Below are 11,601 nucleotides of genomic sequence, written 5' to 3' on the forward strand. Positions count from 1 at the left end.
GGGCGCTCGCAAAAAATCAAAAAACGTTCGGCGTATCGGCCAGCGGGGCGGCATTGGCGATCATGCGGACCGGTCGTGCCTTGCCCGACTGGGCAGCGATGACGCGCAGGCAATCCAGGCTCTCGGCGCCCCAGGCCTGCCCCTTGCAGGCAAAATCGATCTCCGGCATCGGCAGGCGCGCCGTCTTGGTGGTGGTCGTCGCGCCATCGACGAGGTTGGCCGGCGGGTTCAGTGAGGCGAAGGCCGGACCGACGGTCGGCGTCAACGCCATGCCGGCAAATGCGGCAGCCGCCAGCAGCATGAACATCGCCATTGGATGATCACTGGCGCGCTGGCGCAGCGCCAGCTTCGGACGCCGGTCGTTACGCTGGGGACCCTGCCGGCGAAGGTCGGTATCGGTGATCTGGGTTTTCGTACGCATCGTCGTTTCCTTCGGTCTTCTTCTTTTCCCCGTTGAAACGAACTTAATCGCACCTTGTAACCGGCCAACGATGACGGATTAACGATTGTGTAACCGGCATGAAACCAAGCCCGCGGCCATTCCTGGGCAAACCGATCCGGCGTAGCTGCCAGCAGCGGTGGCATTCCGTGCTCGTTTTCCGCTATCCGCGGCACCAGATCCACGTCGCCTTTCCAGGCCCACAGAGCGTCGGGCGCTCAACAAGCGTAAGGGGATTAACGTCTGGAATTCCCGGGATTTTCCCGGCTTCGATCGTTCGGACTCGGCTCTCAAATCCCGCTCGATTTCCCGTCAAGAAGTCGCCTCATTTTCGCAAGCCATTGCATTTCAACGGAAAATATGTATTTATTGAACGAGCATTCAATAAATACAGAGCCTTTCATGAACCCGCATCTGCGTGACGTGGCAATCCCCAACGATTGGGATCGGCGGGGCCTGCCGGGCTGGAGCTATCATTCCGACGCCTTGCTCGAACTCGAGAAAGAGCACGTCTTCCGCAACCATTGGCAGATCGCCGGCCATGTCTGCGACGTGCCGAACGCCGGCGACTATCTGACGATGGATGTAGTCGGCGAGCGGGCGCTGATCGTGCGTGGCAAGGATGGCGTTGTGCGCGCCTTCAACAATATGTGCCGCCACCGCGGCAGTCGCGTCGTTGCCGACAGCCAGGGCACTTGCAAGAATGCGCTGGTCTGCCCATTTCATGGCTGGGTTTACAATCTCGACGGCACGCTGCGCGGTGCTGCCCGCCCGCGTTCCTTCCCCGACCTCGACAAGACCGAATTCGGCCTGATGCCGCTCGAGCTCGAAATCTGGATGGGCTTCATCTTCATCCGCTTCCGCAAGGGTGGGCCGCAGCCATCGGTGGCCGAGCTGTTGAAGCCGATCGAAGCCGAGATTGCTCATTACGGCGTGGCCGAGATGGTGCCGTCCTGGGGCATCTGGACCCAAAAGACGCCGGTCAACTGGAAGTCGGTGCGCGATGTCGACAATGAAGGCTACCACGTCGCCATGGCGCATCCGGCGCTGCAGGATCTTTACGGTGCGACCTATTTCGACGAGCCGTTCGTCAACGGCGTGTCGCGCTCGTTCGCCACTTACAACCCGCATGCCGGACGGCGCTGGAGCGTCGCGCAATACATCAAGCTCGCACCCGAGGCGAAGGACCTGCCGGAGCATCTGCGCAAGGCCTGGATCTACTATGGCATCTTCCCGAACAACGCGCTGTCGATCATGCCGGAATCGGTGCAGTTCTATCAGGAGTTCCCGCTGTCGACGGGGGAGACGCTGCTGCGCGGCGCCATCTACCGCTATCGCGACGAGACCAGGGAGCAGGCGGCTGCCCGCTACCTATCCTACCGCATCGACCGCGACACGCTGGCTGAGGATGTGCAGCTTTCGATATGGTCCAACGAATCCATGCTGTCGGAAGCCTTCGGAGGTTTTTACTTTTCCGATCTCGAATATGGCGTGCGCACCCACCACGACCATTTGCGCAAGCAAATTCCCGTGCTCGGATTGGAGACCGCGCCCGAGGAGAAGGATATGTGGTCGCTCAATGAGGTGCTCAGATCACGCTCCTGACGCATGCTGCCCAAAATGTTAGCCTTGGTCCTCAGGCCCAGATGGCGACGGGAATGCCGTAACGATCGGCGAGCGGCGGATCCGGAAACGGCATTGCCTCGCCTCTGGCGATGCGTCCGGCAATCAGCATCATCGCCGCGGCATCGAGGAAATCGTCGGCGGCCGCGCCACGCGGCGGCGTCTGGTCGAGAAAATCCTGGATATAACCATGCCGGGCAAGCAGCGCCTTGCGTTCGGCCATGCCGGCCGGATTGATGTTGCCCCTGATCTTCTTTGGCAGGCGCATCGCCCGGTCGCCGTTCAGTTTGCAGAAGGCAACTTCCGGATGCGATTCGAAGACGCGGCTGCGCAGTTCGGGGCGCGCGATCAGCAGCGAATCGATCTCGCGGATCTTGGCGAAGATGCCGAAGGCCTGGATCGAGACGCCGCGCGGCGGATCTGATGTCGTCTTTGCCACCTCATTTGCCTTGCGATGTGCGGCGTACCAGGCGTCGACCGTGGTGAAGGCTTCGATCTCCGCGTAGAGCGCGGCGCGAGAGGGGATGGCAAAGACACTGGACTGCCGGGCCCCAAGCAGCGGCCGCACCAGCGCCTCCGGGCCGCGACCGCCTCTTTGGGAGAAATCGGGCAGGCCGATTGGCATATCGACCGCCACGATAGCATTGACGGGCAGTCGGTCGAGCAACGCCGCGAAGCTTGGGAAAACGGCTGTCGACGGTGCCGCACCGGGATCGCGGCGGACGGCTATCCAGCCGGCCTTGCAACCGTCGACGCCGACAAGCACCACACCCATGGGCACCACACCCCTGGGCACAACACCCCTGGGCGCAACATCCCCAGGCACAAGATGGTCGGGCGCAACATCCTTGGGCGCATCATCCTGGGCCGCGGCGTCTTCGGCCTGCCTCACGCCCGGCGGTCCCGTTCCGGATGCAGGAGATGGCGAAGCTGCACCATCGCCATCGGGTGCGACAGGCTCTGGGCATCGGTCTCGAGCTGCAATTCGTCGCCGCCGCGCTTGGCGGTGCGCGCCAGGATCTCGTAGACCGCCGCGGTGGTCGATTGCAGCGCCTTGGCGGCCGGCTGGCCGGACAGGATCCGCGCCAGGTAGACGGCCGCCGTCAGGTCGCCGAGCCCATTCGGCGGCTTGTCGATGAGCCGGTGTTCGGCAAGCAGTGCCTCTCTGCCGGTGAGCAGTAAATTGCCGGTGCCGCCGGCCATCATCGCTGGTGCCGAAGTGACCAGCATTGCCGGTGGGCCGGCTTGCAGGGCTGCAGCCATTGCCGATTTCAAGTCGGGCAGCGGCGCTCCGGCCATCCATTCCAGCTCGTAGCGGTTGGGCGTGGCAATATCGGCGATCGGCATCAGCCGGTCACGCATGGCGATTGCGGTCGGCTCAGGTACGTAGAGCCCGCCCGAATCGCCCATCACCGGGTCGCAGATATAGAGGGCGTCCGGCGTCTTCGCCTTCACCGCGCCGACCAGCGAAGCGACGATTTCGGCTTGGCCAGCCTCGCCGAGATAGCCGGACAGCACGGCGCCGACCTCGCCCAGCCACGGCGCGCGCTCGAGGTCGGCCATCAGCGCCTTGAACTGGTCCAGCGGCGGCACGATGCGGGTGGCCCGGCCATGGCCCGGATGCCAGGGCAGGATGATGGTCGGTACCGCCCAAACCGGAAAGCCGAGCGTCTCCAGCGCAAAGACGGCGGCACGGTTGCCGACCGAGCCACGTGCGACATGGCTGGAGACGACGATGACCGCGCGCGGCGCGTCGGCTTTTTCGGCACTCATTGATTTTTCCTAACTGCCCCTGGTGACGAAAAGCACGAGCCAGATCAACAGGCCGATGGCAATAAGCAGGCCCGCTGCGCGACCGATGCGGGTGCCCCAATATTCGATCGGGTCCGACCGGTCGGCATCGGCCGCGGTGACGTGGTCGCGCGCGCCTTTAGTGGTTCGTGCAAGGAACGAGGTGCCGCCCGGGTCGGTCTCGCGCGCCACCCGTTCGATGATGCGGCGCGATTCCGCGTCGCTGTCGTGGCGTTTCGCCATGGTGATGTCCCGTTTTATGCCGAGCTTAACCCGTTCGCCTCGTCTGTCACAGGGCCCGACGGCGAATGGTAGAAAACCAGTAACACTTCTCGGCCGAAGTCATTTTCTTGCGCAAGGATTGTGCTAATGCTTCCCGTGCCAATGCTATCGAGGGGACCTTATCATGCTTGTCCAGCGCCATTCTTCACCGCCAATCTTCCGTAATTTAGCTGCGTTCCTGGTCATGGCCGTCATGCTGCCGCTGCTTGCCGGCTGCGGCTACAACACCATCCCGACGGCTGAGGAAAACGCCAAGGCAGCATGGAGCGAGGTGTTGAATCAATACCAGCGCCGCGCCGATCTCATCCCCAATCTGGTCAACACGGTCAAGGGCTACGCCGCGCACGAGAAGGACACGCTCGATGCCGTCGTCGAAGCGCGCGCCAAGGCGACGCAGGTGACCGTGACGCCGGAAACGCTGAACAATCCGGAAGCCTTCAAGAAATTCCAGGACAGCCAGGCCGGCCTGACCAGCGCGCTATCGCGGCTGCTGGCGGTGGTGGAGAACTACCCCGATCTCAAGGCCAACCAGAACTTTCTGGCACTGCAAGCACAACTCGAAGGCACCGAGAACCGCATCACGGTCGCCCGTCGCGACTATATCCAGGCAGTGAGAGAGTACAATCTGACGCTGAGGACCTTCCCCTCGGTGATCTGGGCGACCTTGTGGTTCCGCGGCAACCAGCCGTTTGCGAATTTCACCATCGAGGAGGATAAGATGCAGCCGCCGAAGGTCGATTTCGGCACCAACACCACGCAAGGCGGGTGAACGGCGCTTAGCGGGTCTGCTTCCCGTTGGCCTTGTACTCCGTCCCGCCCCCCTCTGTCCTGCCGGACATCTCCCCGCAGAGGGGGGTGGGAAGGAACGCCGGCCTGATTTTCTTTGGCTTCGTTCTAACGTTTCTCCTGCTCCCGCTCATCGTTCTTGCCGCCGAGCTGCCGGCGCTGACCGGACGGGTCGTCGACAATGCCGGCATCATCGATGCCGCAACCAAGGCGGCGATGACGCAGAAGCTTGCCGATTTCGAGACCAAGGGTTCGGACCAGATCGTCGTCGCGACCATCCCCAGCCTCGACGGCGAGGAGATCGAGCCGTACGCCAACCGGCTGTTCCGCGCCTGGAAACTGGGCCAGGCGAAGGAGAACAACGGCGTCCTGCTTCTGGTGGCGCCGAACGACCGCAAGATGCGCATCGAGGTCGGCTATGGTCTTGAAGGCACGCTGACCGACCTGCACACCAAGCTGATCATCGAAAACGACATGGTGCCGGCCTTCCGTGCCGGCGATTTCTCCGGCGGCATCAGCAAGGCCGTCGATGACATGATCATGGTGCTGGAAGGCAACCCCGAAGAGCTGGAGGCGCGCGGCGAACGCAACCAGCAGCCGCCGTTCAACAGCGACGATCTGTTCTTCACGATCTTCATAGCCATCTGGGCAATCATCTTTTTCGGCGGCCTCGCAGCCTCCATCCTGCCGCCGATCTTCGGCCAGAAGATCGGTCCCGGCCGCTATCGCTGGCTGGGCATGACCTTCGAGCCAAGCCGGCGGTCGTCCGGCGGCTGGTCGGGAGGTTCCGGCGGGGGATGGTCGTCGGGTTCAAGCGGTGGCGGGTTTTCCGGCGGCGGCGGTTCGTCCGGCGGCGGCGGCTCTTCGGGAAGTTGGTGACGAGATGACAAGACACGCCATCAGCCCGATGGAATCCGGCCGTTTCATCAAAATGATCGGCACCGCGCTTATGGCCATGGCGGTGCTGCTGGTCGGCTTCGCGGCCTTCGCGGCCGAACTGCCGGCGCTGACCGGACGGGTCGTCGACAACGCCGGCATTATCGATGCCGCGGCCGAGGTGGCGCTGACGCAGAAGCTTGCCGAGTTCGAGACCAAGGGTTCCGACCAGATCGTCGTCGCGACCATCCCCAGCCTCGACGGCGAGGAGATCGAGCCGTACGCCAACCGGCTGTTCCGCGCCTGGAAACTCGGCCAGGCGAAAGAGAACAACGGCGTCCTGCTTCTGGTGGCGCCGAACGACCGCAAGATGCGCATCGAGGTCGGCTATGGTCTTGAAGGCACGCTGACCGACCTGCACACCAAGCTGATCATCGAAAACGACATGGTGCCGGCCTTCCGCGCCGGCGATTTCTCCGGCGGCATCAGCAAGGCCGTCGACGACATGATCATGGTGCTGGAAGGCAATCCCGAAGAGCTGGAGGCGCGCGGCAAGCGCAATCCGGCGAATGACAATCCTGTCGATCCCATCTTCATGCTGTTCGTCGTCCTCTGGGCGACGATGTTCTTCGGCGGCTTGGCAATGGCGTTCCTGCCGCCGATCTTCGGCACGAAACTGTCGCCGGGCGTGTACAAATGGCTGGGCATGACGTTCCGCTACGGCCGTGGGCCAGGTTCGTCACCCTCCGGTGGCGGTGGCTGGACGTCGGGGACCTCGTCCGGCAGTGGCTGGTCGTCTGGAAGTTCCGGCAGTGGTTGGTCGTCCGGAAGTTCCGGCGGCGGGTTTTCAGGCGGCGGCGGTTCGTCCGGCGGCGGCGGTTCTTCAGGAAGCTGGTGAGACATCAATCATGGCAACACGACCTATCAGCCCCGAGGATCATGAGCGCATCGCCGATGCGATCCGCGCTGCCGAATCAAAGACCGACGGCGAGATCTACTGCGTCGTGGCGCATGCCAGCGACGGCTATTTCTTCCCGGCCGCTTTCATGGCGATGCTCGGCATGCTCGTCGTCAGTCTTGGCGTCGGTTACGGGCTGGAAGCCTGGTGGCTGTCGATCCGCTTGCCGCATTTCGTCATCGCCGAGCTTCTAGCGCTTGCCAGTGTGCTCATCCTGTTGTGGGCATTGCCCGCATTGCGCATCCATTTGGTGCCGAGGCGGCTGCGCTACCAGGCCGCCCACGCCAATGCGATGAAGCAGTTCCTCGCTCGCAACGTCCACCGCACCGCGGCGCGCACCGGCGTGCTGGTGTTCGTCTCGATTGCGGAGCGCTATGCCGAGGTGGTCGCCGACAGCGGGATCGATTCTCGTGTCGGCCAGCATGTCTGGGACGGTGTCGTCCGCGACCTTACGGCGCATGCCGGCGACGATCGGCTTGCCGAGGGCTTCGTCAAGGCGATCGAAGCGGTCGGTGCGGTACTGGCCGAGCATTTTCCGGTCTCGACCGGCGACAGCAACGAACTGGACGACCATCTAGTCGAGATTTGATCTCGCTAAAAGCGGTTTTGGAGCGTCTCAAGGACGCTCCGTTCGGCTGTGCGAAAGCATCGCGGCGGCTGACCGGACTCTTGCAATCGGGCGCAGCGGGTTTATGGTTAACCAATCATGAATACGCTGAGCATCGACATCAGGAAAGCCGAACCGCGCGATGCGGCCGCCATTGCCGACGTGCATCTCGAGGCCTGGCGCGGCGCCTATTCGGGCATCATCCCGCACCGCACTCTGACATCGATGATCAACCGCCGCGGCGCCGACTGGTGGGCGAATGCCATTCGCCGCGCTGCCACCGTCCTGGTCGTCGAAATCGGCGGCAAAATTGCCGGCTATGCGACGATCGGCAAGAACCGCGCCCGCGAACTCAGGCAGCAGGGCGAGATCTACGAGCTTTACCTGCGGCCGGAATATCAAGGCATCGGGCTCGGCAGCCGGCTGTTCTCGGCCGCACGGGCACGGCTGGCCGACCATGGCCTGAAAGGCATGGTGGTGTGGGCGCTGGAAGACAATCATAACGCACTTGCCTTCTATGCCGGCGCCGGCGGCCGCGATGTGGCCGAGGGCGTCGAGATCTTCGAGCAGAAGGCGCTGAAGAAGGTCGCTTTCGTCTGGGAATGACGGCCAGCGCATGATCTGACCGGTTTTGGTTCGGACGATCTCCCCAGTACCATTCGCCGCATTGCACCATTCGCCGTCGCCCGCTATCGATCTTCAATCGAGAGAGGGATAAAGCGATGCGTATCGAAGCGATTGCCAGCGGAAAGAACCCGCCCGAGGACGTCAACGTCATCATCGAGGTGCCGATCGGCGGAGAGCCGATCAAGTACGAGATGGACAAGGAAGCCGGCACCCTGTTCGTCGATCGCTTCCTGCACACGTCGATGCGCTATCCCGGCAATTACGGTTTCGTACCGCATACGCTGTCGGGCGACGGCGATCCGATCGACGTGCTGGTCTGCAACACGCGCGCGCTGGTGCCGGGCTGCGTCATCAATGTGCGGCCGATCGGCGTGCTGGTGATGGAGGACAATGCCGGCCAGGACGAGAAAGTCATCGCGGTGCCTTCACCCAAGCTGACCTTGCGCTATGAGGACGTCCACGAATACACGCAGCTGCCTGATATTACCCGCCAGCAAGTGCAGCATTTTTTCGAGCACTACAAGGATCTCGAACCCGGCAAATGGGTCAAGATCGAGGGCTGGTACGATGCCGCTTATGCCAAGAAGATGATCGTCGAGGCAATCGAGCGGGCCAAGCGCAAGTAATTATCGGGCGCAAATAATCAGTTGTCGACGCGGCCGAAAGCGGGCGCGTCGCCGATCACTACACGCTTGTCCCTGCCGCAGGCGAAGGTGCGTGCCTTCTCGTCGGCAAGCTTGCGCGCCTGATCGTTGGCGGCGGGATTGCCGGTGGCGAGCACAAGGCCGATCGTGCAGCCTTCGTGGGCGTCAGGCTGGGCAACCTTGGCGACGATCAGCACTTCCGTCGACTTGTTCTCGCCCTCGGTATCGCTGATCGAGCGACGATGAATGACGGCGAAGGGAATGGCAGTTTTGCCGTTGGTCTCGATCCGCCACTCGACTTTGGGTCCAGCCGAATTGAGGCCGGAAAAGCTTTCCCAGACCGTGGTCATATCGCCAGGTGGAAAGCCGTAGAACAGCGATTCCCGCGCGTCGTCGTAGGAAACCAGCACCGGGTAACCGCGGTAGCCCGAACAGGCGAGATCGGCCCAGTCGCCGTCGCCTTCTTCCGCGTGGGCATAGGTGACGCAGTCCTTTTCCCAATCGAGATCGGTATAGACGCTGGATATCTCGCCGGCCCGGGCCGCCTGGCAGAAACCGGCGAGGACAACCAGGATCAAAAGAGCGCGCATGGCGGACAACTCGGTTCGGCTGCCGCAGCGTACCGTCAAATTTAACAGCAGCCTAGACGAAGTCAGGCTGCTCACAGTGGTCTGGTAAACGGAACACTATTTCTTCAAGCTTGCCTCTATCAGAAGATCGGCGTTGCGGGCCACCGACTGCGCCGGTCCGCCGGCACCGAACAACTGGCCGCTAATATAGGCGCCTTCGATCAGCAGCAGCAGCCCGTCGCCCAGCGTCTCGGCGTCGCCGGCGCCCATCGCTGCCGCCATGGCGCGCAGGCGCCGGCGCAGTTCCTGCTTGTTGGCCTCGCTCACGACGCGGGCCGGATGGCCATGTTCGGGATATTCGACCGCGGCATTGGTCATGCCGCAGCCGCGATAGTCGGGCCTTTGCGTGCGCTTGCCGACACGCGTCAGGAAGGCGACGATCTGCGCGCGCGGATCGCCGGGATGGGCATCCACCGCCTCGTCGAAACGCTCCCAGAATTCGAGGTCATAGTGCCGGAGGTAGGATGCGGCCAGCTCATCCTTGGACGGAAAGCTGCGGTAGAGACTGGGCTTGGTGACGCCGGCACGCCGCACGATCTCATCGACGCCTATGGCCCTGATGCCTTGCCTATAGAACAGATCGCGCGCCACCTGGAGGATCCGTTCGGCGGCGCGAGGCGGCGGTGCGTCATTGGCCTTGATCGTTGGTTCAATGTTTTTCATGCCTGGTCTGCCGATTGCCTGGTTGACAATGTTACCGGTCGGTACGTATGTTTCGCGCTCCTGCAACGTACCGGTCAGTAACATGATAGCTCAATCCCGTCCGTTTGGCCAGCGCTACGCTTTCGTCGTGGTCGCCGTCATCTTCCTCTGCCTGCTCATCGCGGCGGGCCTGCGTTCGGCGCCGGCAGTCATGATGCTGCCGCTGGAGAACAGTTTCGGCTGGCGGCGCGACGTCGTCTCGCTGGCGGCGGCCACCGGCATCTTCCTCTATGGCCTGACCGGGCCCTTTGCCGCAGCGCTGATGGAGCGGATCGGGCTGCGCCGCACATTGCTTGCCGCGCTGCTTATGATGTCCGGATCGACCGCGCTCAGCCTGCTGATGACCAAGCCATGGCATCTGCTCCTCACCTGGGGCGTGTTTTCCGGCATCAGCTCGGGCGCTGTCGCCACCGTGCTCGGCGCGACCATCGTCAACCGCTGGTTCAAGACCAATCGCGGCCTGGTGATGGGACTGATGTCGGCCTCCAGCGCCACCGGGCTGCTGGTCTTCCTGCCGCTGCTCGCCTCGCTCGCCCAGTCGGGCGGCTGGAAGCCGGTCGCCATTGCCATTGCCGTGGCCACCGCCGCCTTGGTGCCGCTGGTTTACATGCTGGTGCCGGAGCGCCCGGCCTCGATCGGCATGGTCCGCTATGGTGCCGAGGCCGACGACGTGCCGCCGGCGCCACCGGCCGCGCAAGGCAATTTCGTCGCGCATACACTGAGCACGTTGCGCCGAGCTGCCGGTACGCGCGTGTTCTGGTACCTGTTCGCCACCTTCTTTGTTTGCGGCTTCACCACCAACGGGTTGGTCGGCACGCATCTGATCGCCTTTTGCGGCGACATGGGCATCGGCGAAGTGCAGGCCGCAGGCCTGCTGTCGATGATGGGCATCTTCGATCTTATCGGCACGACGCTGTCGGGCTGGCTCACCGACCGTTTCGACCCGCGCAAGCTGCTCGGCGTCTACTACGGCATTCGCGGCCTGTCGCTGATCTATCTGCCCTATTCCGGCTTCTCGGCGACCAGCCTGATCATCTTCGCCGTGTTTTACGGACTGGACTGGATTGCCACCGTGCCGCCGACGCTCAGGCTTTCCAACGAGGCGTTCGGCGACCGCAGCGGGCCGATCGTCTTCGGCTGGATCGTCGCCGGCCATCAGGTCGGTGCGGCGACAGCGGCCTTTTTCGGCGGCACCATGCGCGAGCTGCAAGGCAATTACGAGCTTGCCTTCCTGATCGCCGGCATGACGGCAATAGCCGCCGCCTGCATCTCGCTGCTGATCAACACCGCCCGCCCGGCGTTTGATCCGGAACCGCAGGCGGCGTAGCTCCTCGTTGCAGGAGAGATGCCGTCGGCCAAATTGCCGATCTCCCCCCTCGTGGGGGAGATGCCCGGCAGGGCAGAGGGGGGCGCGAAGGTTCGCCAGCCTCCGACTTTACGAAATGTTCTGCCCCAAACTCTGCTGCTCCGTCTGATTTCTTTCTGATTTGTACGTCGGCGGGACAGCGCCCCCCTCTGGCCTGCCGGCCATCTCCCCCAGGAGGGCAGGGGAATCGCATATGGCGATTTTGGGGTTGAGTTTAGGCTGAGAAAGGATTCTTTGGAGAGGCAGTTGAGCGAAGGAGCGACTGCCATTT

The 11,601-nt window shown here is 63.1% G+C and carries 14 protein-coding genes; 8 read left to right on the top strand and 6 right to left on the bottom strand.

The genetic code is table 11. The features are described 5' to 3' along the window. Positions 1–16: 16 nt before the first annotated feature. A complete protein-coding gene (locus NKJ40_RS28280) occupies positions 17–421 on the bottom strand; it encodes a hypothetical protein (RefSeq protein WP_352468874.1) in 405 nt (134 codons plus the stop codon). A gap of 420 nt (positions 422–841) precedes the next feature. Here NKJ40_RS28280 and NKJ40_RS28285 point away from each other — a divergent pair, with 420 nt between their 5' ends. Continuing rightward, on the top strand, positions 842–2,044 hold the full coding sequence (locus NKJ40_RS28285) for an aromatic ring-hydroxylating oxygenase subunit alpha (protein ID WP_352468875.1): 1,203 nt from the start codon (positions 842–844) through the stop codon (positions 2,042–2,044). A 31-nt stretch (positions 2,045–2,075) separates the two neighbouring features. Here the strand turns inward: NKJ40_RS28285 and NKJ40_RS28290 are convergent, their stop codons facing one another. The 3 genes from NKJ40_RS28290 to NKJ40_RS28300 all read right to left on the bottom strand — a co-directional run bounded on the left by NKJ40_RS28290 (position 2,076) and on the right by NKJ40_RS28300 (position 4,096). Then, positions 2,076–2,837 (bottom strand): DUF429 domain-containing protein, encoded by a 762-nt coding sequence (locus tag NKJ40_RS28290; RefSeq protein ID WP_352468885.1) that lies wholly within the window; start codon positions 2,835–2,837, stop codon positions 2,076–2,078. Positions 2,838–2,950: 113 nt separating this feature from the next. Next, positions 2,951–3,835: a pyridoxal kinase PdxY gene (gene pdxY, locus NKJ40_RS28295; RefSeq protein ID WP_352468876.1), complete on the bottom strand. Its 885-nt coding sequence runs from the start codon at positions 3,833–3,835 to the stop codon at positions 2,951–2,953. A gap of 9 nt (positions 3,836–3,844) precedes the next feature. Beyond that, a complete protein-coding gene (locus NKJ40_RS28300; protein ID WP_023678142.1) occupies positions 3,845–4,096 on the bottom strand; it encodes a hypothetical protein in 252 nt (83 codons plus the stop codon). A 163-nt stretch (positions 4,097–4,259) separates the two neighbouring features. Here NKJ40_RS28300 and NKJ40_RS28305 point away from each other — a divergent pair, with 163 nt between their 5' ends. The 6 genes from NKJ40_RS28305 to ppa all read left to right on the top strand — a co-directional run bounded on the left by NKJ40_RS28305 (position 4,260) and on the right by ppa (position 8,615). Next, entirely contained in the window at positions 4,260–4,904 is a 645-nt protein-coding gene (locus tag NKJ40_RS28305) for a LemA family protein (protein ID WP_352468877.1), read from the top strand. A gap of 86 nt (positions 4,905–4,990) precedes the next feature. Then, the gene (locus NKJ40_RS28310) at positions 4,991–5,800 is read left to right on the top strand and encodes a TPM domain-containing protein (RefSeq protein ID WP_352468878.1); all 810 of its coding nucleotides are present in this window, start codon (positions 4,991–4,993) and stop codon (positions 5,798–5,800) included. A 28-nt stretch (positions 5,801–5,828) separates the two neighbouring features. Further along, on the top strand, positions 5,829–6,695 hold the full coding sequence (locus NKJ40_RS28315) for a TPM domain-containing protein (RefSeq protein WP_502903776.1): 867 nt from the start codon (positions 5,829–5,831) through the stop codon (positions 6,693–6,695). A 10-nt stretch (positions 6,696–6,705) separates the two neighbouring features. Beyond that, positions 6,706–7,344 carry a TPM domain-containing protein gene (locus tag NKJ40_RS28320; RefSeq protein WP_352468879.1) on the top strand — a complete coding sequence of 213 codons (639 nt, stop codon included), beginning with the start codon at positions 6,706–6,708 and terminating at the stop codon, positions 7,342–7,344. Between the two features lie 117 nt (positions 7,345–7,461). Continuing rightward, positions 7,462–7,968 carry a GNAT family N-acetyltransferase gene (locus NKJ40_RS28325; RefSeq protein ID WP_352468880.1) on the top strand — a complete coding sequence of 169 codons (507 nt, stop codon included), beginning with the start codon at positions 7,462–7,464 and terminating at the stop codon, positions 7,966–7,968. A 116-nt stretch (positions 7,969–8,084) separates the two neighbouring features. Next, a complete protein-coding gene (gene ppa, locus NKJ40_RS28330) occupies positions 8,085–8,615 on the top strand; it encodes an inorganic diphosphatase (RefSeq protein ID WP_023721304.1) in 531 nt (176 codons plus the stop codon). A 17-nt stretch (positions 8,616–8,632) separates the two neighbouring features. Here ppa and NKJ40_RS28335 read toward each other — a convergent pair whose 3' ends face one another. Beyond that, entirely contained in the window at positions 8,633–9,223 is a 591-nt protein-coding gene (locus tag NKJ40_RS28335) for a hypothetical protein (RefSeq protein WP_352468881.1), read from the bottom strand. 96 nt (positions 9,224–9,319) lie between these two features. Further along, positions 9,320–9,925, bottom strand: coding sequence for a TetR/AcrR family transcriptional regulator (locus NKJ40_RS28340; RefSeq protein ID WP_352468882.1), 606 nt, complete (start codon positions 9,923–9,925; stop codon positions 9,320–9,322). A gap of 82 nt (positions 9,926–10,007) precedes the next feature. On the opposite strand from NKJ40_RS28340, the gene NKJ40_RS28345 reads away from it, so the two are divergent. Continuing rightward, positions 10,008–11,291, top strand: coding sequence for an MFS transporter (locus NKJ40_RS28345; RefSeq protein WP_352468883.1), 1,284 nt, complete (start codon positions 10,008–10,010; stop codon positions 11,289–11,291). Positions 11,292–11,601 lie beyond the last annotated feature (310 nt).

Origin of the sequence: Mesorhizobium sp. M0119, assembly GCF_040322615.1 — a bacterium.
Taxonomy (GTDB): Bacteria; Pseudomonadota; Alphaproteobacteria; order Rhizobiales; family Rhizobiaceae; genus Mesorhizobium.

Bases quoted from the DNA above. Each gene is read 5' to 3' on its own strand.
- NKJ40_RS28280 (WP_352468874.1), bottom strand. From the start codon at position 421: ATGCGTACGAAAACCCAGATCACCGATACCGACCTTCGCCGGCAGGGT.
- NKJ40_RS28285 (WP_352468875.1), top strand. From the start codon at position 842: ATGAACCCGCATCTGCGTGACGTGGCAATCCCCAACGATTGGGATCGG.
- NKJ40_RS28290 (WP_352468885.1), bottom strand. From the start codon at position 2,837: ATGGGTGTGGTGCTTGTCGGCGTCGACGGTTGCAAGGCCGGCTGGATA.
- pdxY (WP_352468876.1), bottom strand. From the start codon at position 3,835: ATGAGTGCCGAAAAAGCCGACGCGCCGCGCGCGGTCATCGTCGTCTCC.
- NKJ40_RS28300 (WP_023678142.1), bottom strand. From the start codon at position 4,096: ATGGCGAAACGCCACGACAGCGACGCGGAATCGCGCCGCATCATCGAA.
- NKJ40_RS28305 (WP_352468877.1), top strand. From the start codon at position 4,260: ATGCTTGTCCAGCGCCATTCTTCACCGCCAATCTTCCGTAATTTAGCT.
- NKJ40_RS28315 (WP_502903776.1), top strand. From the start codon at position 5,829: ATGGAATCCGGCCGTTTCATCAAAATGATCGGCACCGCGCTTATGGCC.
- NKJ40_RS28320 (WP_352468879.1), top strand. From the start codon at position 6,706: ATGGCAACACGACCTATCAGCCCCGAGGATCATGAGCGCATCGCCGAT.
- NKJ40_RS28325 (WP_352468880.1), top strand. From the start codon at position 7,462: ATGAATACGCTGAGCATCGACATCAGGAAAGCCGAACCGCGCGATGCG.
- ppa (WP_023721304.1), top strand. From the start codon at position 8,085: ATGCGTATCGAAGCGATTGCCAGCGGAAAGAACCCGCCCGAGGACGTC.
- NKJ40_RS28335 (WP_352468881.1), bottom strand. From the start codon at position 9,223: ATGCGCGCTCTTTTGATCCTGGTTGTCCTCGCCGGTTTCTGCCAGGCG.
- NKJ40_RS28340 (WP_352468882.1), bottom strand. From the start codon at position 9,925: ATGAAAAACATTGAACCAACGATCAAGGCCAATGACGCACCGCCGCCT.
- NKJ40_RS28345 (WP_352468883.1), top strand. From the start codon at position 10,008: ATGATAGCTCAATCCCGTCCGTTTGGCCAGCGCTACGCTTTCGTCGTG.